This is a genomic window from Crossiella sp. NPDC003009, assembly GCF_053591555.1.
Genome location: NZ_JBSFUA010000019.1, coordinates 113,320 through 136,139, shown reverse-complemented (window position 1 = coordinate 136,139; position 22,820 = coordinate 113,320). Strand labels below are relative to the sequence as shown.

22 protein-coding genes, 4 tRNA genes, 1 other RNA gene and 1 pseudogene are annotated in these 22,820 nt (G+C 71.0%); 9 read left to right on the top strand and 19 right to left on the bottom strand.

The window, feature by feature from the left end:
* Positions 1–51: 51 nt before the first annotated feature.
* The 3 genes and pseudogenes from ACWDY5_RS21495 to ACWDY5_RS21485 all read right to left on the bottom strand — a co-directional run.
* Positions 52–1,425 (bottom strand): annotated as a pseudogene (locus ACWDY5_RS21495) (DNA polymerase III subunit gamma and tau); the annotation flags it as partial.
* 46 nt (positions 1,426–1,471) lie between these two features.
* Positions 1,472–1,566, bottom strand: an RNA gene (ffs, locus tag ACWDY5_RS21490) — signal recognition particle sRNA small type.
* Between the two features lie 14 nt (positions 1,567–1,580).
* Entirely contained in the window at positions 1,581–1,841 is a 261-nt protein-coding gene (locus tag ACWDY5_RS21485) for a Prokaryotic metallothionein (protein ID WP_449723935.1), read from the bottom strand.
* Positions 1,842–1,916: 75 nt separating this feature from the next.
* Between ACWDY5_RS21485 and ACWDY5_RS21480 the strand changes: the two genes are divergently transcribed.
* Positions 1,917–2,057 (top strand): hypothetical protein, encoded by a 141-nt coding sequence (locus tag ACWDY5_RS21480; protein ID WP_449723934.1) that lies wholly within the window; start codon positions 1,917–1,919, stop codon positions 2,055–2,057.
* On the opposite strand, the gene ACWDY5_RS21475 is transcribed toward ACWDY5_RS21480, so the two are convergent.
* Complete coding sequence (locus ACWDY5_RS21475) at positions 2,029–2,670, bottom strand: cyclodeaminase/cyclohydrolase family protein (RefSeq protein ID WP_449723933.1); 642 nt, start codon at positions 2,668–2,670, stop codon at positions 2,029–2,031. The genes ACWDY5_RS21480 and ACWDY5_RS21475 overlap by 29 nt on opposite strands.
* A 164-nt stretch (positions 2,671–2,834) precedes the next feature.
* Positions 2,835–2,919: transfer RNA gene (locus ACWDY5_RS21470), tRNA-Ser, on the bottom strand.
* Positions 2,920–3,003: 84 nt separating this feature from the next.
* Between ACWDY5_RS21470 and ACWDY5_RS21465 the strand changes: the two genes are divergently transcribed.
* The gene (locus ACWDY5_RS21465; RefSeq protein WP_449723932.1) at positions 3,004–3,393 is read left to right on the top strand and encodes a nucleotide pyrophosphohydrolase; all 390 of its coding nucleotides are present in this window, start codon (positions 3,004–3,006) and stop codon (positions 3,391–3,393) included.
* Here ACWDY5_RS21465 and ACWDY5_RS21460 read toward each other — a convergent pair.
* The 6 genes from ACWDY5_RS21460 to ACWDY5_RS21435 all read right to left on the bottom strand — a co-directional run bounded on the left by ACWDY5_RS21460 (position 3,365) and on the right by ACWDY5_RS21435 (position 8,168).
* Entirely contained in the window at positions 3,365–3,766 is a 402-nt protein-coding gene (locus tag ACWDY5_RS21460; protein WP_252486062.1) for a hypothetical protein, read from the bottom strand. The two genes, ACWDY5_RS21465 and ACWDY5_RS21460, sit on opposite strands and share 29 nt — an antisense overlap.
* A gap of 13 nt (positions 3,767–3,779) precedes the next feature.
* Positions 3,780–6,254 carry an endonuclease/exonuclease/phosphatase family protein gene (locus ACWDY5_RS21455; RefSeq protein WP_449723931.1) on the bottom strand — a complete coding sequence of 825 codons (2,475 nt, stop codon included), beginning with the start codon at positions 6,252–6,254 and terminating at the stop codon, positions 3,780–3,782.
* A gap of 494 nt (positions 6,255–6,748) precedes the next feature.
* Positions 6,749–6,835, bottom strand: a tRNA-Ser gene (locus tag ACWDY5_RS21450).
* Between the two features lie 63 nt (positions 6,836–6,898).
* Positions 6,899–7,105: a CsbD family protein gene (locus ACWDY5_RS21445; protein WP_252486510.1), complete on the bottom strand. Its 207-nt coding sequence runs from the start codon at positions 7,103–7,105 to the stop codon at positions 6,899–6,901.
* 101 nt (positions 7,106–7,206) lie between these two features.
* Positions 7,207–7,647: a nucleoside deaminase gene (locus tag ACWDY5_RS21440; protein WP_449723930.1), complete on the bottom strand. Its 441-nt coding sequence runs from the start codon at positions 7,645–7,647 to the stop codon at positions 7,207–7,209.
* 32 nt (positions 7,648–7,679) lie between these two features.
* On the bottom strand, positions 7,680–8,168 hold the full coding sequence (locus tag ACWDY5_RS21435; protein ID WP_449723929.1) for a tRNA adenosine deaminase-associated protein: 489 nt from the start codon (positions 8,166–8,168) through the stop codon (positions 7,680–7,682).
* A gap of 112 nt (positions 8,169–8,280) precedes the next feature.
* Between ACWDY5_RS21435 and ACWDY5_RS21430 the strand changes: the two genes are divergently transcribed.
* The 6 genes from ACWDY5_RS21430 to ACWDY5_RS21405 all read left to right on the top strand — a co-directional run bounded on the left by ACWDY5_RS21430 (position 8,281) and on the right by ACWDY5_RS21405 (position 15,214).
* Entirely contained in the window at positions 8,281–9,501 is a 1,221-nt protein-coding gene (locus ACWDY5_RS21430) for a M20 metallopeptidase family protein (protein ID WP_449723928.1), read from the top strand.
* Entirely contained in the window at positions 9,498–9,989 is a 492-nt protein-coding gene (locus ACWDY5_RS21425; RefSeq protein WP_449723927.1) for a hypothetical protein, read from the top strand. The genes ACWDY5_RS21430 and ACWDY5_RS21425 overlap by 4 nt, the downstream gene beginning before the upstream one ends.
* A 37-nt stretch (positions 9,990–10,026) precedes the next feature.
* Complete coding sequence (locus ACWDY5_RS21420) at positions 10,027–11,004, top strand: prephenate dehydrogenase (RefSeq protein WP_449723926.1); 978 nt, start codon at positions 10,027–10,029, stop codon at positions 11,002–11,004.
* Positions 11,001–12,107 carry a methyltransferase domain-containing protein gene (locus tag ACWDY5_RS21415; protein ID WP_449723925.1) on the top strand — a complete coding sequence of 369 codons (1,107 nt, stop codon included), beginning with the start codon at positions 11,001–11,003 and terminating at the stop codon, positions 12,105–12,107. Before ACWDY5_RS21420 ends, ACWDY5_RS21415 begins: the two co-directional genes overlap by 4 nt.
* Before the next feature lie 27 nt (positions 12,108–12,134).
* Positions 12,135–13,940: a hypothetical protein gene (locus tag ACWDY5_RS21410; RefSeq protein ID WP_449723924.1), complete on the top strand. Its 1,806-nt coding sequence runs from the start codon at positions 12,135–12,137 to the stop codon at positions 13,938–13,940.
* A 65-nt stretch (positions 13,941–14,005) separates the two neighbouring features.
* Positions 14,006–15,214 (top strand): thiolase family protein, encoded by a 1,209-nt coding sequence (locus ACWDY5_RS21405; RefSeq protein ID WP_283662506.1) that lies wholly within the window; start codon positions 14,006–14,008, stop codon positions 15,212–15,214.
* Here the strand turns inward: ACWDY5_RS21405 and ACWDY5_RS21400 are convergent.
* Complete coding sequence (locus ACWDY5_RS21400) at positions 15,211–15,822, bottom strand: putative glycolipid-binding domain-containing protein (RefSeq protein ID WP_449723923.1); 612 nt, start codon at positions 15,820–15,822, stop codon at positions 15,211–15,213. The two genes, ACWDY5_RS21405 and ACWDY5_RS21400, sit on opposite strands and share 4 nt — an antisense overlap.
* Positions 15,823–15,916: 94 nt before the next feature.
* Here ACWDY5_RS21400 and ACWDY5_RS21395 point away from each other — a divergent pair, with 94 nt between their 5' ends.
* Positions 15,917–17,329 (top strand): BNR-4 repeat-containing protein, encoded by a 1,413-nt coding sequence (locus tag ACWDY5_RS21395; protein WP_449723922.1) that lies wholly within the window; start codon positions 15,917–15,919, stop codon positions 17,327–17,329.
* A 69-nt stretch (positions 17,330–17,398) separates the two neighbouring features.
* On the opposite strand, the gene ACWDY5_RS21390 is transcribed toward ACWDY5_RS21395, so the two are convergent.
* From ACWDY5_RS21390 to ACWDY5_RS21360, 7 genes are all read right to left on the bottom strand, one after another.
* Positions 17,399–18,472 (bottom strand): thioester domain-containing protein, encoded by a 1,074-nt coding sequence (locus ACWDY5_RS21390; protein WP_449723921.1) that lies wholly within the window; start codon positions 18,470–18,472, stop codon positions 17,399–17,401.
* A gap of 564 nt (positions 18,473–19,036) precedes the next feature.
* A complete protein-coding gene (locus ACWDY5_RS21385) occupies positions 19,037–19,240 on the bottom strand; it encodes a cold-shock protein (RefSeq protein WP_449723920.1) in 204 nt (67 codons plus the stop codon).
* Positions 19,241–19,465: 225 nt separating this feature from the next.
* A tRNA-Arg gene (locus ACWDY5_RS21380) sits at positions 19,466–19,541 on the bottom strand.
* A gap of 39 nt (positions 19,542–19,580) precedes the next feature.
* A tRNA-Ser gene (locus tag ACWDY5_RS21375) sits at positions 19,581–19,671 on the bottom strand.
* A gap of 284 nt (positions 19,672–19,955) precedes the next feature.
* Entirely contained in the window at positions 19,956–21,965 is a 2,010-nt protein-coding gene (locus tag ACWDY5_RS21370) for an acetoacetate--CoA ligase (RefSeq protein WP_449723919.1), read from the bottom strand.
* Between the two features lie 122 nt (positions 21,966–22,087).
* Entirely contained in the window at positions 22,088–22,378 is a 291-nt protein-coding gene (locus tag ACWDY5_RS21365) for a WXG100 family type VII secretion target (protein ID WP_283662500.1), read from the bottom strand.
* A gap of 26 nt (positions 22,379–22,404) precedes the next feature.
* Entirely contained in the window at positions 22,405–22,710 is a 306-nt protein-coding gene (locus ACWDY5_RS21360) for a WXG100 family type VII secretion target (RefSeq protein WP_449723918.1), read from the bottom strand.
* Positions 22,711–22,820: the final 110 nt, after the last annotated feature.

Below are 22,820 nucleotides of genomic sequence, written 5' to 3'. Positions count from 1 at the left end.
GAAGAAGGACTACACGATCGTCATCGTCACCCACAACATGCAGCAGGCCGCGCGGGTGAGCGCGGCTGGTGGCTGCGCCGCGGGCCGTTCGACCTGTGGAGCCGCGGCGGCCGGTGGCTGCGCCGAAGAGCGCTCGGCCTGCGAGCGGCGCTGGAAAGTCGGCTTGTCTCCCGTCGGGACCTGCGCCGCGGGCGCCTGCACGACGGGGGCCTGCGCGACCGCGGCCTGCATCCCGGCCTCCGCCGCCGAAGCGGCGACCGGCGCCACCGTGGCCCGGCGCTCCAGCCGCTCCAGGCGTTGCAGCATGGCGGACTCGGTGTCGGAGACCGAGGGCAGCAGCATCCGCGCGCACAGCAGTTCCAGCACCAGCCGGGGCGCGGTGGCCCCGCGCATCTCGGTCAGCCCGTTGTGCACGATCTCGGCGAACCGGGTCAGCGTGCCCGGCCCGAGCCGCTCGACCTGCGCCGACATCCGGGTCAGCTGTTCCTCCGGCACGTCGATCAGGCCGCGCTGGGCGGCCTCGGGCACCGCGGCCAGCAGCACCAGGTCGCGCAGCCGGTCCAGCAGGTCGGCGGCGAAGCGTCGCGGGTCGTGCCCGGCCTCGACCAGCCGGTCGATCACGCCGAAGACCTCGGCCCCGTCACCGGTGGCCAGCGCGTCCACCGCGTCGTCGATCAGCGCGACGTCGGTGACCCCGAGCAGCGCGATCGCCCGGTCGTAGGTGACCCCGTCCGGCCCGGCCCCGGCCAGCAACTGGTCCAGCACCGACTGGGTGTCCCGGGCCGAACCGCCACCGGCCCTGATGACCAGCGGGAACACCGCGGGCTCCACCGAGACGCCCTCGTCGACGCAGTTGCGCTCGATCAGCGCGCGCATCGCGCCCGGCGGGATCAGCCGGAACGGGTAGTGGTGCGTGCGGGAGCGGATGGTGCCGAGCACCTTCTCCGGCTCGGTGGTGGCGAAGATGAAGATCAGGTGCTCCGGCGGCTCCTCCACGATCTTCAGCAGGGCGTTGAAGCCCTGCGTGGTGACCATGTGCGCCTCATCGATGATGAACACCCGGTAGCGCGACTCGGCCGGTGAGTAGAAGGCCCGGTCGCGCAGCTCGCGGGTGTCGTCGACACCACCGTGGCTGGCCGCGTCCAGCTCCACCACGTCCACGCTGCCGGAGCCCTCCGGCGCGAGGTTGACGCAGGAGTTGCACGTCCCGCACGGATCGGGCGTCGGGCCCTGCGCGCAGTTGAGCGAGCGGGCGAGGATCCGGGCGGAGGACGTCTTGCCACACCCGCGCGGCCCGGAGAACAGGTACGCGTGGTTGACCCGGCCGGCGGCCAGCGCGGTGCGCAACGGCTCGGTGACATGCTCCTGCCCGACAACCTCGGCGAAGGTCGCCGGACGGTACTTGCGGTAAAGGGCGAGTGCCACGAGGCGAGACCTTACCGGCCGCCACCGACAGTCCGGTTTTGGGCAAAAAAGGGGACCTCACGCACCCGCCAGAGCCCGCTTATCCTTGCTGCCTTCCGGCCCTGGGGAGGTTCACAGGATGGACGCCGCATGAGGTCCACGTTCAGTGTAGCGGGTCATCCGGGGTGCGCGCCCGCGGTGTCCCGGATCTGCGCCCCAAGCCCGGAAGCCCCAGTTCGGGCGCAGTGCGCGCAGCAGAAGAACCGGCCCTCCACCTCGACCCCGTGCCCGACCACCCGGCAGCCGCAGTGCTCGCAGGCAGGCGCCAGCCGCTGGATGGCGCACTCGAACGAGTCGAAGGTGTGCACGCCGCCACCGACCGTGCGGACCTCGAAGGACATCCAGTAGTCGTTGCCACACACGTCACAGGTCGCCATGGGCGCAGCTTCCCCCCGCCGCCGGGGACCGGCAATTGGAGTGCCCGAAGGAGTGAACCGGCGCAGACCGGCCCGGTGCTGCGACCGGTGCAGCAGGACCTGACCGGCTTCTTGGGCCTGGTGCGGGGCTGGGCGCCGCCGGAGCGGGCCGGAGAGCTGGCGCGACTGCTGGACTGGTCGCTGCGGATCACCGAGCCACTGGCGCTGCCCGGCTGATCCGCACCCGCACCTCGGCGGAGATCCGGTGCGCGTTCTCGATCGCTTCCTCGATCTTGGCCACCGCGTCCCCGAGCCGCTCGGCCACCTCCGGCGAGTTGATCGAGGTCCGGTTCACCTCCACGTGCACCGAGGCCGAGGCCAGCGCCGCCCCCGAGGAGGAGGCGGAGACCGCGAGGTCGGAGAGCACCGCGGTGTTGGACCGCCCGATGATCCGCTCGACCAGCTCCAGCACCCTGGAGGCCACCTCGGCGGTGCGCACCGGCACCGCGGCCGCCATCACCAGCGCGCCCTGGATCGCCGCGCTGCGCGCCATCCGCTCGTGCTCGCCGTCCTTGGGCAGCTTGTAGGCCTCGGTGACCGAGGTGAAGGCCCGCGCGTCCGCGTCGGCCAGCTCGACCGCCTGCCGCCGCAGCTCGCTCGCCTCCTGGCACACCCGCCGGACCAGCGACTCGTGTTCGGCGTAACTGGGCCGTCCGATGGTGAAGTTGCAGACCTTCTCCACCAGCGCCGCCGCCATCGCCGCGTGCATCGCGGCCGCCGCGCCCCCACCAGGGGCGGGCCCGGCCGAGGCCAGCCGGGACAACCAGTCCTCAACGTGTTCGGTGCGCAACCGGGACACTCCTCCTGCCTGAACCCCAGTCATCCGGACGGGTGCAGTCGATCACCCCATCGGGCGCTACGGCAATGGGGTGTTCTCCCCATGTCGCCGATCGGCACTCCTCGGCAACGGCAGCGGCCCCGGACGTCGATGGCGTCCGGGGCCGCTGGCCTGAGCGGAGGATGGGGGATTTGAACCCCCGAGGGTTTTATCCCAACACGATTTCCAATCGTGCGCACTAGGCCACTATGCGAATCCTCCGCCGAGAACCTTACCGGAGCCAGGTTTGACCAGCCAAAACGGCTGGTCAACGGCTCGCGGCCGGCCGAACTCTAGACTCGGCGGATGGAGATCTCCGAGCTGCAGGCGATGGTGGCCAGGTTCGTCGCCGAGCGGGACTGGGATCGGTTCCACACGCCGAAGAACCTGGCCATGGCGCTCATCGGCGAGGTGGGCGAGCTGGCGGAGATCTTTCAGTGGCTCACCGACGCCGAGGCCCAGCAGGTGATGAGTGACCCGGACCGGGCCGAGCAGGTGCGGCACGAGCTGGCCGACGTGCTGTCCTACCTGCTGCGGCTGGCCGACGTGCTCGACGTGGACCTGGTCGAGGCGGTGCGGGAGAAGGGCGCGGTGAACGCGGCCCGGTACCCGGTGGAGCTGGTGAAGGGCCGGGCGGAGCTGACCAAGTACACCCGGCTGCCCGGGGTCAGTCCGGAGCCCGGAGCGCCAGGCTGACCGAGAGCACCACCAGCACGGTGCCGGCCAGCGCGCCGCCCACGATCCACCAGCCGGGCAGGCCGGTGGCGACCGCGCACAGCAGCAGCCCGAAGCCGAACCCGCCGAGCAGTCCGGCGCCGAAGACGGTGCGCTCACCGAGGCAGCGCCGGACCGCGGGCAGGTAGCGGATCAGCAGCACCAGCAACCAGACCAGGCCCGCGGCGCACACCGCGAGCCCGGCCAGGTCGATCATGGTCGGCACCGGGCGGTGCGGGCCGAACTCGATCAGCGCGCCCTCGACCACCATCGGCCCGTCCGCCGGGGCGGCGATCACCAGCACCCCGAGCAGGACCAGCAGTCCGGCCACGCCCAGCTGAGCCCGTACCCGCATCCGCACTCCCGGATCAGCCCTGGGGGCCAAGGCAGTCGATCAGTTCCTCCAGCGCGTCCACCAGCGGCAGACCGGTGCGCGGGCGGAACCGGACCAGCTGCGGGTCGTGGTCGCTGGCCTGCTCGTGGAACTCGGCGTTGATGTGCACCACGTCGTAGTCCACCCGCCGGTCCAGCTTCCGGTTCACCAGGATGTGGTCCAGCGTCTGCGAGTTGCCGTCGAAGACGTAGCTGTAGCGCTCGCCGGGCTTGAGGTCGTTCATCGGCGCGTGCAGCACCGGGCCGTCCAGCAGGGTCTTCAGCGCCGGGGAGAACAGGTAGTCGTTGAGGTCACCGGCCACCACCAGGTTGGCGTCCTTCTCCACCGCCCGCAGCGAGTCGGCGAACCCGCGCAACAGCTTCGCCTGCTTGAGCCGCTGCACCTCGGAGGTGCGCTGCGGCTCCTGGAACCGGCCGTGCAGCGGCTGGTCCCCGCCCTTGGACGCGAAGTGGTTGGCCACCACGAACACGGTGCGGCTCAATGGCCCACGAGCCGGGAACCGGAACTCGCCCGCCAGTGGCTTGCGGCTGTTCCGCCACGCCTCATCAGCGGGCGCGATCCGCCCTGGCGACACCGAAAGCGCCGCCCTGCCGTGCTGCTTGACCACCTGCACCGGCGTGTCCGCATCCCCACCCGGACGGTCCACAAAGGACACCCGAGCCGGGTTGAACAGGAAGCCCACCCGGATGTTGCCGCCGGGCTGCCCGCCGTCCTGGTCGTCGTTGGGGTTGATCTGCCGCCAGTCGTACTTCGGCCCACCGGCCGCCACGATCGCCTCGGTGAACTTCTTCAGCGTGGCCTCCGCACCGACCACCGCGTCGTTGGCCGGCCCGTTGTCGTCCTGGATCTCTTCCAGCACCACGACATCCGGGTTCGCCAGGTGCCGGACCACGCCGTTGGCCAGCGCGGCGAACTTCTCCGGCTTGTCCACCGGCGAGAGGTTCTCCACGTTGTAGGTGGCCACCGCCAGCTCGTGCTCCCGCTGCTTTCGGGTGACCTCGCGCACCAGCCCACCGGAGACGTGCTCGCCAAGAGCACTGGCCTGCAACACGTAACCGCCGAACCGGCTGTAGTCCAACGGCCCCTCGGTGACGCCCTTGAGCTGGTCCCCGACATCGGCCTTGGGGAAGGGCCGCTGCGCGAACGGCAACAGCGACTCCACCTTCAGCCGCCCGGTGTTGGCATCGGCATAGGACGGGTACACGGTCCCGCCGCGCACGGTGGTGTTCTGCGCGGGCTTGCTGGTCACCCACAACGCGTTGAACCCGTCGGTCGCGCCGACCACCCGCGCGTCACTCACCCGCAGCCGCATGCCCTCCCGCGACTCCAGGAAGTCCAGCGCGTACTTGCCAGGCTCCAGCGGCAACGCCTCGATGCTGCCACCAGGAGTGGCGGTCAGCGCCGCGGGCACGGTCTCCGCCCCGAGCACCTCCGCCTCGGGCAACGGTTTCCCGCTCCCCCGCACCACCCAGGTCGCCTTGGTCAGCTGCGTGACCGACTGGTTCGGCGTGGTCCGCGGATCCTCACCGTTGGCCACCGGATAGAACTCGGTCACGGTCCCAGTGACCAGCACATCGTCCCCGGCCCGCACCGCAGGCGTCGTGCCCCCGGTGTGCACGAACAGCCCCTCACTCGTGCGCGGATCGCCATCCGGCACCACATCCTGCACCCAGAACCCGCGCGCAGGCCCAAACGCCCGCACCGCGGTCACCACACCCGGCAGCACAACCACCTTGTCCCGCAACGGCGAAACCCGGGTAGTCCCCTGCACCTGGTGGATCCGCGCCGCCACCGGCTGCGGCCCAGGCTCCCCGCTCCCCGGCCCCTCCCCCTTGCTGTTGACGGGGGTCGGCTCGCCAACAACGAAGTCGGCGGCATTGTCATCGGTGTCGGCAAGCGCTCCCCGCGCCGCCGAGGTGGCGTTCGAGGTAGCCCCAACCGGGTTACCTTCCCGCACCACCGCATTGCCGTAGCCAACGAGATCCCGGATCCGCCCATCCGCCGCACAGTCAAGCGCGGTCAGACAGGTCAGCACCTCAGTCCCCTTGACCAGCGCGACGGTCCCCCCAGAACCCCCCATGGCCAGGGTGCCCGCCGCATCCGGCGCAGGCAACGCGACGCTGCCCCCACTCCCCTTCGCCTGCCCAACCAGGTACCGCTTCCCCACGGCAACAGCACCAGCCAACGGCGTGGCCTGCCACCGCGACCCGGAGGAGGGCGAAGCGGTCAGGTACTGCACGCTCCACCCGGTCAGGTCGACGGCCACGGCACTCGGATTGGCCAACTCAACGAAGTCATGCGTCAGGCTCGCCCCGGAGTTCCCACCCCCGCCGTAGACCTCGGAGATCAGCACATCGGGGGACGGCGCCGCAACGGCACCCACAGGCAGGGCAGCGGCCACACACGAGGCGGCCAACAGCGGAAACAACACTCGGCGGCGGTAGCTCATCCGAAGCTCAGGTCCTCCCGGTCGGGGTCGGGAGGAGGAATCTTTCCCTGATCGAGTGAACTTTGGTAGGCGTTCCCCTAACGATTGCCGCAGGTCATCCCAACCTCAGGACCACTCCCCCAGCCACCGAAGCTCCGCAGGCCACGAGAACGACTGCTGCCGCTCGTCACACAGCAGAAAGAACCCCACAGGCCCAGCCAAACCCCGAAGGCCGAGGCGGAGGTGGCACCGGAAGTGGCGGTGGGGACCGAGGTGGCGGTGGGGACCGGAAGTGGCGGTGGCACCGAAGATGGAGCCGAAGCCGAAGCCGAAGCCGGAAGTCGAGGCGAAGCCAGAGCCGAAGCCGGAGGCCGAGGCGAAGCCGAAGGCGAGACCGCACCAGGCTGGTTCCGCAACAAGTACGCACCGTGGGGGTCCGGGGGGCTCGGCCCCCCGGGTCAAATACCGATGGCCCCGGCGAGCGCACAAAGCGCGAGCACGGGGCCATCAGCCAGCGGTGGCGGTGGGATTTGAACCCACGGAGGGCGTGAACCCTCACACGCTTTCGAGGCGTGCTCCTTCGGCCGCTCGGACACGCCACCGCCGAGAACAATACCGAACGACCACGGGGAAACCGCAATCGGGTTCCGCAGGCCTCTGAGCTGCTACTTCTGGAACTTGTCCTTGATGTCCTTGACCGCGTCGGCCGCCTTGTCGCGGACGTCGTGGGCGGTCTCCTTGGCCTCGCCGGCGAGCTGGTCGCGCTTGCCAGCGGCCTCCAGCTCCTCGTTGCCGGTGACCTGGCCGATCTTCTCCTTGGCCTGGCCGACCAGCTGCTCGGCCTTGTCCTTGGCCTTGTCGAACACGCTCATGGCGGCTCCCTTCGCGCTGTGGTGGCACCGGCCCCGCACCGGGCCACTCACCTCGTACGGAGTGCCCGATTTCCGCTCGCGTCACGCCGTTGTGAGCGGGCTCACCCGTCCCGGTGGTCCCGGAAGAACTTTTCGAGCAGGGCCGCGGACTCCTCGGCGAGCACGTCGCCGCGCACTTCGGGGCGGTGGTTGAGCCTGCGGTCGCGCAGCACGTCCCACAGCGAGCCGGCCGCGCCGGTCTTGGGTTCCCAGGCGCCGAAGACCACTCTGGCGATCCTGGCCAGCACGATCGCGCCGGCGCACATGGTGCAGGGCTCCAGGGTGACTACCAGGGTGCAGCCGTCCAGGCGCCAGCCGTCGCCGTGGGCCGCCGCGGCGGCGCGCAGGGCGAGGACTTCGGCGTGGGCGGTGGGGTCGGCGCTGGCTTCGCGAGCGTTGTGCGCGCGGGCCAGCTCCCGGCCGTACTGGTCCAGCACCACCGCGCCGATGGGGACGTCCCCGCTGGTCAGGGCACCGCGTGCGACTTCGAGCGCGGTGCGCATGGCTGCCAGGTCCGCCCCCGATGGCGGCAGGGTCACTGCTGCAGCCGCTCGGTGATCTTGCTCAGCTCGTCGGCGAACCCGCAGCGCTGGGCGATCATGGTGAGCTGCTCGTCCGGGTACAGGTCGATGTCGTCGACGATCAGCTGCAGCTCGGGTTCGGGCAGGCCGAGGTCGGTGAGGATGGTGAAGTCGCCGGCCGGCCAGATGTCCTCGTCGTCGGGGTCCGGCGGCTCGACCCTGAGCAGGTCGAGCACGTCCGCGGCCACGTCGTAGTCGAGTCCGGAGCCCGCGTCGGAGAGCAGCAGCGCCACTCCGGTCGGCGCCGGCCTGATCAGCACGAAGAACTCGTCGTCGACGGCGAGCATGCCGAAGACGGCACCCGTCGACCTGGTCCCGCGCAACTCGGTGATCGCCGCGTCCAGGTCAGCCAGCGCCGCACTGTCCATCGGCGAACACCGCCAACGGCCTTCCTCACGCACCACCGCTACCGCGAAGCCGATAACCGGCTCCTGCACCGCCATGGGGCACACGTTATGCGCATAACGCTTAACCCGAAAGCACTATCCCGCGTACGCGGCGTGGCGTGGCAAATGACGGTGTCCGCGCGTCCCGCGGACAGGCGACACTGTCCCCATGAGCGCCCCCGTGCACCCCGCGGACGCCCGGCTCGCCGGCGTCCTGCACCAGGCCCGCGAACTCCAGCCGAGGACGGTCGCGCTGCGCCGCCGGATCCACCGCCACCCCGAGCAGGGCCTGCGCCTGCCGAGCACCCAGGCCGCGGTGCTGGCCGAGCTGGCCGACCTGCCGCTGAGCACGCACACCGGCGAGTCCACCACCTCGGTGGTGGGGGTGCTGGAGGGTGGCAAGCCGGGCCGGACGGTGCTGCTGCGCGCGGACATGGACGCGCTGCCGCTGACCGAGGACACCGGCCTGGAGTTCGCCTCCCAGACCCCCGGCACCATGCACGCCTGCGGCCACGACACGCACGTGGCGATGCTCGCCTCGGCCGCGCGCCTGCTCAGCGCCCGCCGCGCGGAGCTGGCCGGGCAGGTGGTGTTCATGTTCCAGCCCGGCGAGGAGGGTCACCACGGGGCCAAGTACATGCTGGACGAGGGGCTGCTGGAGGTCACCGGCAGCAGGCCGGAGCGGGCGCTGGCCATCCACATCACCTCGACCTTGGACAGCGGCATGTTCCAGTCCCGGCCGGGGCCGATCATGGCCTCCTCGGACATCCTGAACGTGACCGTCACCGGCCGCGGCGGGCACGCCTCGGCCCCGCACGACGCGCTGGACCCGATCCCGGCGGCCGCGGCCATGGTCGGCGCCTTGCAGACCATGATCACCCGCAAGGTCAGCGTGTTCGACCCGGCCGTGGTCACCGTGGCGCACATCAAGGCGGGCACCACCAGCAACATCATTCCCGAGGTGGCGCACCTGCAGGGCACCATCAGGGCGCTGTCGGAGCCCACCCGCAAGCTGGTGCACGAGGAGGTCCGCCGGGTCTGCGAGCACGTGGCCGCCGCGCACGGCTGCACCGCCGAGGTCGAGGTGGTGCTCGGCTACGGGGTGACGGTCAACGACGAGGTGGTCGGCCCCGGCGTGGTGGACCTGGCCGCCGCGGTGCTCGGCCCCGCGCACGCCGCGCCGATGCTGGATCCGCTGATGGGCGCGGAGGACTGGTCCTACGTGCTGAACGAGGTGCCGGGCGCGATGGCCTTCCTCGGCGCCTGCCCGCCGGGCACGCCGGTCGCCGACGCCGCGCCGAACCACTCCAACCGGGTGATCTTCGACGAGGCCGCGATGGCGCACGGGGTGGCCATGTACGCCGGGTTCGCGCTGGACGCACTGCGATGACCTTCCCCCAGAAGGCCGAGCCGGAGGAGCTGGCCCGGCGGGAGTTCCTGGCCGTCTGCGTGCGTGACGAGCTGGCCGCGGCCGGACTGGCGGTGGTGCCGAGGACCTTCTCCGGCGACCTGCACCCCGGCGCCGAGGTCAGCGTGGACCCCGGCCGGGACGAGGTCGGCGGGGTGCACGTGGAGTGGGTGGTCAGCCCCCGGCTGCGCGCCTGTGCCCGGCGGGCGGTGAACAGCGGCCGGTTGGCCGATCCGGCGATCGGCTACTCGTACCGGATCGGTGCGGCGATGGTCGCGGCGATGACCACCATCCTGCGGGAGGCCGGGTACACCGTGCGGCCCAGCAGGGACGAGTACCGGATCGGCGCGCTCCAGGTCACCGCTGGTCCTGGACCGGAGGTGACACCGGTGTGGGCGCTCACCGACGAGGAGCTGCGGCCGAGCGCTTATCCCGGGAACCAGGCAGACAGCGCGGGCAACCCGGGGTAGCAAACGCTGCGGACGTGGGCAGCGGAAGGATGGGCGAATGCATTCGGTGTGTGTGCTCGGGCTCGGGCTGATCGGCGGCTCGGTGCTACGGGCGGTCCGGTCGGCCGGGTACCCGGCGTGGGGCGCGACCAAGTCCGAGGTGGACCGAGACGCGGCGCTGGCCGACGGCTACCAGGCCGAGGCGAGCGTGGCGGACGCGCTGCACCGAGCCGAGGACGAGGGTGCGCTGATCGTGCTCGCGGTGCCGCTGACGGCGCTGGAGGAGGTGCTGCGGCAGGTCCGCGCGCTCGCCCCGTCCTGCCCGCTGACCGATGTGGTCAGCGTCAAGGGGCCGGTGGCCGAGGCGGTGGGCCGCATCCTGCCCTCGGCCCGCTACGTCGGCGGGCACCCGATGGCCGGGTCCACCGAGTCCGGCTGGGCGGCCGGTTCGGCGGAGCTGTTCCGCGGCGCGCCCTGGGTGGTCACCGCCGAGGAGGAGACCGACCTGACCAGGTGGGCGCAGGTGGCCAGGCTGGCCATCGCCTGCGGCGCGCACGTGGTGCCCGCGACCCCTGAGCAGCACGACGCCACGGTGGCCCGGATCTCGCACCTGCCGCACCTGTTCGCCGCGGTGCTGGCCGCGGTCGGCGCCGAGGGCGGGCCGCTGGCCTGGTCGCTGGCCGCCGGTTCCTTCGCCGACGGCACCAGGGTGGCCGGCACCCGGCCTGAGCTGGTCAGGGCGATGTGCGAGGGCAACCGGGGCGCGCTGCTGGAGGCGCTGGACGAGGCGCTGGGCAGGCTGGGCGCGGCCCGCGGCTCGCTGGCCTCCACCGGCGGCCTGGCGGTCACCGTGGACGCCGGGTTCGAGGCCCGCCGCGGCTTCACCAGGGCCCCGGAGAGCGCACCGGCCGAGGTGCGGATCGACCTGAAGGACCCCAATGCCCTGGACGAGCTGCTCGACCTTGGCACACTGGGTGGCCGGATCACCTCGATCGAGGACGAGATGGCCATCGGAACGGAACTGGGGAGCACGTGACCGACCTGCCCGGCCTGCAAGCCACCTGGGACAACCTGGGTAAGGAAGATCCGTACTGGGCGGTCCTCTCCGATCCGGAGCGCAGGCACAACCAGTGGGACCACGACGAGTTCATGGCCACCGGGCGCCGCCACGTCGAGGCCGTCAGCGGCTGGCTGGCCGGGCTGGACCTGGAGCTGGGCGGCCGGGTGCTGGACTTCGGCTGCGGGCTGGGCCGGTTGAGCAACGCGCTGGCCGAGACCGGCTGCCAGGTCGTGGGCGTGGACATCGCGCCCTCCATGGTCGAGCAGGCCAAGGCGATGAGCCGGTTCCCGGAGCGCACCGAGTTCGTCGCCTACGACGGCCGTGCGCTGCCGTTCCCGGACGCCAGTTTTGACGGGGTGCTGAGCCTGATCGTGCTCCAGCACATCCCGCCGCTGCCCAAGGTGGCCAGCCTGCTGGAGCTGGTCAGGGTAGTCCGGCCGGGCGGGGTGCTGGTGCTCCAGCTGCCCAGCCACCGCACCAGCCCGGTGCCGGTGCCGGAGGGCTGCCGGGCCGGGCTGGAGGTGCTGACCGCGCCGGCCCAGCTGAGGCCGGGCCAGCAGGCCGCGGTGCGGGTCAGGGTCAGCAACCTGAGCGAGCACCCCTGGCACTTCTCGCCGAACCTCCAGCTCGGCAACCACTGGCTCGCTGGCGGCGCGACCGTGGTCAGCGACGACGGCCGGACCCCGCTGCCGATGTCCGGCGTGCCAGCCGGTGAGTCGGCCATCGTCACGCTGACCGTCACCGCACCGGCCGAGCCCGGCGACTACGAGCTGGAGCTGGACCTGGTGCTGGAGCAGGTGGCCTGGTTCCAGGGCCTGGGCTCGGCGACCGCGCGGGTCCCGGTCGAGGTCAGCGCGCAGGTGGCCCAGCCGGTCGCGGCACCGGCCGCTGAGGAGGCCGCCGACGAGGCGCCGCTGGTCGAGCCGGACCCCAGCGGCATCGAGATGTTCCCGCTGCCCGCCGAGCTGTTCCGCACCCTGCTGGAGCACGTGGGCTGCCGGGTGGTCCGCTTGGTCGCCGACGAGCTGGGCGGTCCGGAGTGGAGCAGTTACACCGCGGTGGTGCAACGCCTGTACTGAGCCGCCTCCCACGCCTAACGTGGGCGGATGGAACCTCGGTCGCGGGTGGCGGTGGTGTTGGGCGCCGCCGTGCTGCTGGCCGGGGCCGTCGTGGTGATGCGGGGCACCGGCGAGGAGCAGGGCGAGGAGCCCGCGTTACCGCCGTACCGCACGATGACCGAGTTCCGGGCCGATGGCGTGCTGCTGCCGGGACCGCAGGCGAAACCGCAGGCGCCGACCGGGTTGAACATCCAGCCGGGGTCGCGGCGGCTCCAGGTGAGCTGGCAGGGCGAGGCCGCCGGGTACGAGGTGACCTGGGGCCACGAGCGGCGGACCAGGCTGGTCGCGGAGCGCTCGGCGCAGCTGGACGGGCTCACCGATGGCCTGGCCCATCCGGTCGAGGTGCGCGCGGTGGACGCGTTCGGGCAGCGCTCCGACCCGGTGCGTGGGGCGGGCACACCGCGCACGGCCGAGGACGGCTTCAGCTTCGTGGACCGGTTCGACGGCACCGAGGACGAGGTCGCCTCGCGCTGGCAGCTGGTGCAGCGGCCCGGCTGCGCGTGGACCGGGCTGGCCGCGGGGCGGCTGGTGGTCAGCGCCAACTGCGGCGAGCGGCCCACCGGCCTGCGCGCGCGGACCCCGCTGCGGCTGCGCGCCGACGGCGGCCGGGTGGTGCTGGAGACCGACGCGCCGGAGCCGAGGGACCGGCTGACCGTGGACTTCGTGCCGGGACCGGTGGACGTCGTCGGCGAACGGCAGCTGCCACCGGGCGCGATCAGGGTGGAGCTGACCACCGAGGGCGTGCTGGTGCGGCATCCAGGCGGTGAGGCGCGCCTGCCCGGCCTGCCCGCGCCGCCGATCGGGCGCTCGCAGCGCTGGGAGCTGGTGTTCACCGCGACCGAGCTGCGGGTGCTGCGGGACGGCGCTCTGCTGGGTCGCACACCGGTGGTCCGGTCCTGGCAGGAGGCCACCGTGCTGCTCGGCTTCGCCGGGCGCGGCAGCGGGGTCACCGACGTGCTGCTGGACCTGGTCGCCTTCGACGGCGAGCCCGCCCCCAGCCCCCCGCTGAGGGTCACCCCGAGGGTGCTGACCGACCACCCGCGCCCGGCAGGCGCCGGCGCGCCGGAGGGCACCAGGCAGCTGCTGGGCACCGAGGGCGCGCTGCTGCGGGTGGCGGTGCGGCCCGCCGCCGACTCGCCGGTGCTGCCGAGGTTCACCGCCTCGGTCAACGGCGCCGACTACCCGCTGCGGCCGGTGTTCCCGGACCTGCCGCCCGACCGGCACGGCTGGTTCCCGCTGGTCGCCGACCTGCCGGCGGCCGCGCTGGCCGTCGACCGGGACCGCTACCTGCTGGCCGTCCAGCTGCGCCAGGACAACCCGGAGCTCAAGGTGGAGCACGGCCCGGCCTCGCTCGACCTGCGCCCGGCCGCCGGGCTGGCCGCGGACCAGCCGCCGCCCAACCGCGCCGACCAGCGGCTGCCGCGGCCCGGTCCGGTGCTGGCCGAGCCGAACGCGACCCTGCTGGACGCCGCGGGCAGGCCGGTGCCGGCCGGGGAGCCGGTGAGCCGGGGCCGGATCGTGCTGGACATCCGGCTGGACGGCCTGGCCGGGCAGCTCGCCGCCGGGGAGCTGGCCGGACTGGCCGGGCTGGAGGTGCGGCTGGACGGGGACCGGCTGGCCGCGCTGCCCACCGCCAAGGACGGTCCTGGCGTGGCGGGGTCCTGGCGGATCGCGCTGAGCCTGGCCGGCGCCATCGCCACCGGCCCGCACACCATCGAGGTGCGCGCGGTGGGCACCAGCTGGGACACCCCGGCTTCCTACGCGTACGTGCCGTTCTCGGTCGCCCGCCAGTGATCTCCGCTCGTCGGTGATCTCACAGCGGCGACGCGAGAACGGCTCGCATGGTCCAGCATGGGGGTATGCCCGCACTGATCCTGGATGCCGCTCGCACCCCGTTCGGCCGCTACCGCGGTGGCCTGTCCGAGGTCCGGGTGGACGACCTGGCGACGTTGCCGATCACCGAGCTGCTCCGGCGGCACGGGCCGGACGGCAGCGGCCAGCTGGATCCGGCGCGCATCGACGACGTGATCTACGGCGACGCCAACGGCGCCGGTGAGGACAACCGGAACGTGGCCAGGATGGCCGCGTTGCTGGCCGGGCTGCCGGTGACCGTGCCGGGGGTGACCCTCAACCGGCTGTGCGCCTCCGGCGGCGAGACGTTCGTGCAGGCCAGGCGGGCCATCGTGGCCGGGGACGCGGACCTGGTGGTGGTCGGCGGCGTGGAGGGCATGAGCCGGGCCCCGTTTGTCATGCCGCGCCCGGACAAGGGCCTGCCGGACCGGATGGAGGTGGTCTCCACCGCGCTGGGCTGGCGACTGGTCAACCCGAGGATGCGCGCGGAGTGGACGGTGCCGCTGGGCCTGGCCGCCGAGCAGGTGGCCACCGGGCTGAACATCACCCGCGAGGAGATGGACCTGTTCGCGCTGCGCTCGCACCGCAGGGCCGCGGCCGCCTGGGACGCCGGGGTGCACGACGGCTTCGTCTTCCCGGTGCTGGCCCCGGAAGGCCCGCGCTCGACCCAGATCGTGCGCAGGGACGAGTCGGTCCGCTCGGACACCTCGGAGAAGAAGCTGGCCCAGCTCAAGTCGGCCTTCTCCGCCGACGGCCCGGTCACCGCGGGCAACTCCTCACCGCTGAGCGACGGCGCGGTGGCCGCGCTGATCGGCACCGAGGCCGCCGCCACCGAGCTGGGCGTGCAGCCGCTGGGCGAGATCGTGGCCGGCACGGTGGCCGCGGACGAGCCGCACCGGTTCACCCTGGCCCCGGTGCCCGCGATCCGCCGCCTGCTGCTGCGGCTGGGCGTGCGCGCGGAGAACGTGGACCTGTGGGAGATCAACGAGGCCTTCGCCGCGATGGCGCTGTCCGTGCTGCACCACCTGCCCGAGGTGGACCGGGACCGGGTCAACGTGCACGGCGGCGCGATCGCCTACGGCCACCCGCTGGGCGCCTCGATGCCCAGGGTGATCATCGACCTGTGCCGCCACCTGCGTCAGCGCGGCGGCGGCCTGGGGATCGCGGCGGCCTGCGTTGGCGTTGGCCAGGGAGTGGCGATCGCGGTCCGGGTCTAGATCCGGCCGGAGATGCCCGGGTAGTCGAGCACCACGGCGTCCTCGCAGACGGTGATGTCCGCGGTGAAGCCGAGGTGGGAGAAGTTGACCACCGACTCCTGCTCGCCCGCGCTCACCGTGCGGTAGGTCTGGTGCACGACCTTGAGCTCCAGCTCCGGCAGGGACACCCAGAGCACCGGCATGGTCGCCTCGCCTGCCTCCCGGTGCAGCTGGTGGCGGCGGATCGGCAGGGTGTTGAACAGCACGCAGAACTGCACGTCCACCTCGGCCGCGCCTTGGAACTCCTCGCGCTGCGGGCCCTGGCCGCGGTCGTAGAGCCAGAAGCCGTCGTGCGAGCGGCTGAAGGAGATCTGGCGCTCGTGCTCGGCGGTGGTGCTGCGCACGAGTAGCCGCTTGACCTCGCCTGCCTCGTTCACCCCTACCTCGTAGGAGGCGCTGAACGCCCCGGTCTCGGCGTTGGCGGCGACGATGAGGCGGCCGGTGCCGCGGAAGCGCAGGCCCTCGGCCAGCACCAGTCGCGCGGACTCCAGGCTCGGCAGGTCATGACCCCGCCAGGTGACCATCTTCTGCCGCCGGACGGTAGCTGTTGAGTTCACCTGTTCCTGCACGCGATCGAGCGTACTCGACCTTGAACGCCCCTCCTATGGTTAAGTAGTCGCTGCCGCCGCCTGGATACCGCTGGTAACCAGGAGGTCCCCGCCCATGACGCGAACACTTCGCGCCCTGTTGCCCTTGCCGCTGATCGCAGCGGCGCTGGTGACCGCCCCCGTGGCAACCGCAGCACCGGAGGCGAACCCGAGCAAGGCCGCGCCGCGGTTCGACGTGATGACACCGGCCAGCACGGTGGCATCCCGCACCGACCGCCGCCCGATGGCCGGCGCGGTGTACGACAAGGTCACCGACCAGACCATCGCCACCTGGTCCGGTCAGCACGCGCACAACTACGTGCAGGCCTACGACCACAAGAAGAAGAGCTGGACCGCGCCGAGGCAGATCGCCGACGGCGAGTCCGACCCGCACAACTACCCGACCATCATCCAGGCCGACGACGGCTACCTGCTGGTCTTCCAAGGCATGCACAACAAGTCCCTGCGGCTGACCCGCTCCCCCAAGCCGCGCTCGGTCGAGGGCGACTGGACCCAGGCCACCATCGCCGAGGGCGCCGCGGCCAGCTACCCGATGCCGTTCAAGACCGCCAACGGCACCATCTACGTCTTCTTCCGGGAGACCTCGCAGGAGCTGGACCCGAGCAAGCCGACCGACCTCCGCCCGATGCGCTACGTGGTCTCCACCGACAACGGACGCAGCTGGCGCAACTCCGAGCAGCTGACCGGGCAGCGGTTCGCCATCGGCTCGACCAGCCGCGCGGACCACATGGACGAGATCTACATCGGCCAGATGCGCTACGAGCCAGCCTCGCTGGGCAACCGCGAGCGGGTGCACATCGTCTACACGCTGGCCGGCGGTGGGCCGGAGGGCCACAAGCACGACCGCTACCACCGCAACATCTACTACGCCTGGTTCGACCCGGCGAACCGGCACTTCTACTCCGCATCCGGGCGTGACCTGGGCACCCAGATCGACGACGCGGACCAGGAGCAGCGGCTCAAGATCGTGGAGACCCCGCTGGCGCTGCCCGGCGGGATCAAGTCGCCGGACTACATCCAGCAGGTCGGCGTGGCCAACGGCAAGCCGTTCACCCTGTGGTTCGAGACCGACAACACCGGGCTGTGGCACAACAAGGCCGCGGTGTTCGAGGGCGGCCGGTGGGTGGTCACCGAGGTGGCCACCGGCTACCGCACCAGGGAGATCGAGCGGCTGGACGGCAACACCTGGCGGGTCTACGCCACCAAGGACGCCAAGCCGGACATCGAGACCTTCCTGCTGCGCGGCGGGAAGCACTGGAGCCCGGAGACGGTGATCCGCACGCCGAAGCCGGTGCAGCGGGTCGAGGTGGTGACCGGGTTCCGCGATCCGGCCCGGATCCTCGCCACCGGCGCCTCCAGCGACCGCAACGTGGCGGTGGCCGACGGCGACATCTACGTGGCCGGACTGCCCCCGGCGCGGTGCCGCCTGGAGCTGCCGATCCTGGGCTGCGTGCTCCGGAAGTCCTGAGGCACAACAGAAGCTGCGCCGGGCTCCCCCGTTGGGAGCCCGGCGCAGCCGGTCTAGCTAGTCAGTTGCTCAGGCGCGCTTCCTGCGGCGCTGGAGCACCAGGGCGAGCGCACCGCCGCCGAGGAGCACCACGCCGACCAGCGACAGGGTGATCACCGAGGCGCCGGTGTTGGCCAGGCCGCCGGTGTTCTTCACCGGGGGCACCGGGCTGGTGGTGGTCGCCGGGATCTCCGCCTTCGACGTGGTCGTGGTCGGAGCCGGGGTGGTGGTGCTGGTGGTCGGCTTGGTGGTCGGCTGACCGGCCTTCCACGTGACGTTGGCCTGTGCGGCCAGCTTGGCGTTGGTCGCCTGGGCCAGGATCAGGGTCTGCGAGGGCTTGCCGTCGTTGGCGACGAACAGCCGACCCTTGTCGATCTTGGTGGTGGCTTCCAGCTTGAAGCTCGCCTTGCCGGCGGCGGCGTCGGCCGGCACGTCGACGAAGATCTCCTGGCCGTTGGCGGCCTCGGTGAGCTCCTTGCCGGCCTTGTCCACGACCTTGACGCCCTTGGGCGCGTCCGCGGTGAGCTTGATCTTCTCCGCGGTGGACTTGACCGTGAACGGGCCGAGCTTGCTGCCGGCGGCACCGGCGAGCTGGTCCGGGGTCAGCTCAAGCGAGGGCTTGGGCTGCTCCTTCATGCCGACGTTCTTCTCGCCGGTCAGATACTTGTAGACCGCCTTGACGTCATCGGTGTTGTTCGCGTGCAGGCTGACCTTGTTGCTGTAGTGCCAGATCGCGGCCTGGGTGCCCGCGATGGCCTCGTTGTTGTCGAGGTCGGCGCCAACGGTCTTGCCCAGCTCGGCCAGCCCGATGGTCGGGTAGGAGTGGTGCAGGATCCAGTTGACCTTGTCAGGGCTGGACTTGAAGTCCGACTGGTTGTCGTGGCCCTTGCTGTCGGCGCCCGGGTACTTGCTCCACGGGGCCTCGATCATCTGCGCGTCGTCGCGCACGCCGACGGTCAGCTCGACGCAGTAGGTCTTGAGCGCGGTGCCGTCGGCCAGCCGGAGGCCGATCAGCAGGGTGGGGATGGACTTGCCGTCGTTGAGGCGCACGTGCATCGTGCCCTCGTTGGCGGTCTTGTCGACCTTGGCCTTCGTCTGCGCCATGGCCGGGAGTGCGGAAACCAGCGAAATCGCGGTCGCAGTGAGGAGCACCGCGCCAACGCGCGCGGCGCGCAACCGAGATGTCATAACTCTCCTTCCCGCCGGAAGTGTGGAAACTCCCAGAACGGGCATGTGGGGGTACGAGGTGTCAGCGCTGGTACTCACCCGGACGGGGCCGCATCGGGGCGCGATCGGGGCGAGAACGGGAGGGACAGTACCGCCGGGGCCTACTGGGCCGTCCCCAGGGGTGGGTACACAATCCCTTACCCAGCGCTATCAGACACTACACCGTTCGGCTTAATCCATTGGTCTTGCCAGCGGCCCTACCACAGCCATTTGACCTCGCATTATGGGGTAGCGTTACTTCTGAACAGAAGAAAGTCCGCTACAGTGCGAAACTGGCTGGACCGGCAGACGCTAAACCTCTCCGCGACCACGGTTGCGATTTCGGGATCTCACCGAGATCAATCCGTTAGCAAAGTCATCCGCGTTACCTACCGCGAATGCGGCGAAGCCCACACCGACCAGCGGTGTGGGCTTCGCGTCAGAGCCGCGTGGCGGTACGCCTCAGACGGCGCGAACCTGCTCCGCCTGCGGGCCCTTGGGGCCTTGGGTGATCTCGAACTCGACCGACTGGTTCTCTTCCAGGGTCCGGTAACCGTTGCCCTGGATAGCACTGAAGTGGACGAAGACGTCCGGACCGCCATCAGCCTGGGCGATGAAGCCGAAGCCCTTCTCGCCGTTGAACCACTTCACAGTGCCCTTAGCCATCTGCTCTCCCTGATTGCACTCTTCGCGACCTGCACCTCGCAGGCCAACAGCTGCCGCAGGCAGGCTGGTGCGATGAAGGGAGAGATGCCTCCCGAACGCGCGAGCCCGCCGGTCAAAATTCCTGCGGGCGCTTCACAACGTTCGAGGAAAAGATGACTGCATCCAACTGATGGGACCAGTCTAGCACAGAAAGCAAAGAACTGCCGACAAGCGGCAGTTCTGAGGTGGCGCGCTCGGCAGGATTCGAACCTGCAACCTCTTGATCCGTAGTCAAGTGCTCTATCCGTTGAGCTACGAGCGCATCATTCTTCAGTTGTGACCTGACCGAAGCCAAGCACTGCGGAGGCTCCGGGATTTGAACCCGGGAGGGGGTTGAAGCCCCCAACCGCATTAGCAGTGCGGCGCCATAGACCAGACTAGGCGAAGCCTCCCGGGGCCTTGTGGGGCCGCCGGATCAGTACTTTACACACCCCCGAGCCATCCGCCAAAACGGGGGGTCATCAGGGGCCGGAGCAGGGCGTTTACCGCCCTGCCCCAGCTGTCCATCGCGGATTCCCATGATCGCGGACGACCCGTGCGCCCGGACCATCCCCTGTGTCCACCCGGTCCCACGTCCGGTGGACACGCCGCAGACGGTTTCACCCGCCGCGCAGGCTTGGCAACACTCGATCGGATGACACTTCGGTAATTCCCTTACCGAAACCGTCGGCCCACGTCACGGGGTGGTTCCGGCGGCCCTGGCGGCCAGCTCCTCGAACGGCCGCAGCGCCTCGGGGTTGGTCAGCGCGTCCCGGCTGACCGCCCGCTCCGGCGGCATGCCGGCCAGGATCTTCTTCACCGGCACCTCGCACTTCTTGCCGTTGAGCGTGCGCGGCACGTCGGTGATGGCCAGGAACCGGTTGGGCACGTGCCTTGGCGAGAGCGCGCCGCGCAGCTCCGCGCGCAGCCTCGGCTCCACCTCGGCCAGCTCGGCCCCCGGCGCCAGCACCAGGAAACACAGCAGCTCGCCATCGGTCTGACCAGCGCCGGAGGTGTCGATGACGAGCGAGTCGAGCACCTCCTCGAAGCCCTCGACCACCCGGTAGAACTCGCTGGTGCCCATCCGCACGCCGCCCCGGTTGAGCGTGGAGTCACTCCGGCCGTAGATCACGCAGGACCCGCGGGGTGTGATCTTGATCCAATCGCCGTGCCGCCAGATGCCCGGATAGGTCTCGAAGTAGGCCTCGCGCAACCGGCTGCCGTCGGCGTCCCGCCAGAAGAACACCGGCATGGACGGCATCGGCTGCGTGATCACCAGCTCGCCGACCTCGTCCAGCACCGGGTTGCCTGCCTCGTCGTAGGCGGCCACCGCGGCGCCGAGCATCCGGCAGGAGATCTCGCCAAGCCACACCGGCACGTCCGGCGCCGCGCCGACGAAGGCGGTGCACAGGTCGGTGCCGCCGGAGACGCTGGCGATCTGGATCCGCTCGCCGACGTGCTCGGCCAGCCAGGCGAAGCCCTCGGGACTCAGCGGGGCGCCGGTGGAGCCGATCACCCGCAGCGCGGACAGGTCGTGCTGCTCGGCAGGCCGCAGGCCCTGCTTGAGGCAGGACTGCACGTACGGCGCGGAGGTGCCGAAGTAGGTGACCTTGAGCTGCTCCACGATCCGCCACAGCGCGCCGAGGTCGGGGTGGCCGGGGCTGCCGTCGAAGAGCACCACGGTGCAGCCTGCCAGCAGGCCGGAGACGAGGTAGTTCCACATCATCCAGCCGGTGGTGGTGAACCACAGGAACCGCTCGCCCGGCCCCAGGTCCCCGTGCAGGGCAAGGGATTTGAGGTGTTCCAGCACGATGCCGCCGTGGCCTTGCACGATGCCCTTGGGCAGGCCGGTGGTGCCGGAGGAGTAGAGGATCCACAGTGGATGGTCGAAGGGCACCGGGTCGAACTCCAGCGGCGCGCCCCGGTGCCGCGCCAGCAGTTCGGCCCAGTCATGGGTCTCCGGCACGGTGGCGCCGTTGCCCAGGTAGTCCACCAGGACGGTGGCGCGCAGCCCGGGGATCTCCTCGCGCAGCCGCTCCACGGTCGGCCTGGTGTCGAAGGACCGTCCGTTGTAGACGTAGCCGTTGACCGCGATGAGCACGGTCGGCTCGATCTGGGTGAACCGGTCGGAGATGGCCCGCGCGCCGAAGTCCGGCGAGCAGGAGGACCACACCGCGCCGAGGCTGGCCGCAGCCAGGAAGGCGATCAGGGTGTCCGGCGAGTTCGGCACCAGCGCGGCCACCCGGTCGCCCTGGCGCACGCCCAGCTCGCGCAGACCGGCCCGCGCGGCCGCGACCCTGGCGCGCAGCTCGCCGTAGCTCAGCCGGGCGCTCAGGCCGTCCTCGCGGACGAACTCCACCGCGGGGTCGGCCTCACCCTTGCCGGGGCCGGAGCGCAGCGCGTGCTCGGCGTAGTTGAGCGTGCTGCCGGGGAACCACTCCGCGCCGGGCATCTCCGTCGAGCCCAGCACGGCGCTGGGCCGCTGGTGGAACTTGACGTCCAGGAAGTCGGCCAGCGCGCCCCAGAACGCGGGCAGGTCGGTGGTGGACCACTGCCACAGCGCGGAGTAGTCGGCCAGGTCCAGTCCGTGCTGGGTGCGCAGCCAGCCGCGGAAGGCGGCCAGCCTGCTGGCTCCGACCCTGCCGGGTTCGGGTTGCCACAACAGGTCCGGCACTCCGGCGCCATTGCCGGGCGTGGTGTCGGTCATGTCTTGAGTTCCTAGCCGATCGCCGCCGATCAGGCCAGGTGTGGTGAGCAGCGTCCCAGAACGCCGAACGACCCCGCGCCGTGGTGTCCGGCCGGGGTCGCGTGGCTAAGCGCGGTGGGGAATCAGCCCCAGCGCTTGACGTTGCGGGACTCCGCGTCCTGGTAGTTCTGGTTGGCGCTCTCCAGCGCCCGGCCGATCTGGGCCAGCACGCTCTTGAGGTCCTCGTAGGAGGAGTCCCAGCGCTGCTGGTGCACCTGCCACGCCTCGGCCGCCTTGCCGGACCAGGTGGCCGCGGTCGGGGCCAGGTTGGCCTTCAGGTCGCCGAGCAGCCGCTCCAGCTCACCGGAGGTGCTGCGGACCTTGTCCGCGGTGTTGCCCAGCTGCTCGAAACTGACTTCGATTTCGCCGCTCATCGTCTTCGCTCCCCGTTGTCCCGCGCTCAGCCCAGCTCGTTCTGGATCTTGCTCATGCCCTGCTGGTGCTGCTCTTCCTGCTGGGCGTAGCCCTTGTGCATGTTGTCCAGGTTGCCTGCGATGTCGCTCAGCGCGAGGTTCAGCTTCAGGGCGTCCCGGTCCCACTGCTCCATGAGCGTGTCGAACGCCTTGGCCGCGTCGCCGCGCCAGAACGACTTGACGTCCTGCACCTGCTGACGCAGCAGCCGCAGCTGGTTGTCGACATCGCCGTTGACCTTGCGGACGTCCTGGGCGGCGCGCCGCATCTCCTCCAGTGAAGCGCCGTAACTCATGTGCGCTCTCCCCTTACGACCAGTTCAGTGGTATTCGGGAGCCCCTCGGAGTGGGAACCCGCCGACATGGTGTCAGACGCACCGGGGGGCCTGTGCGGTTCCCAGGAAAA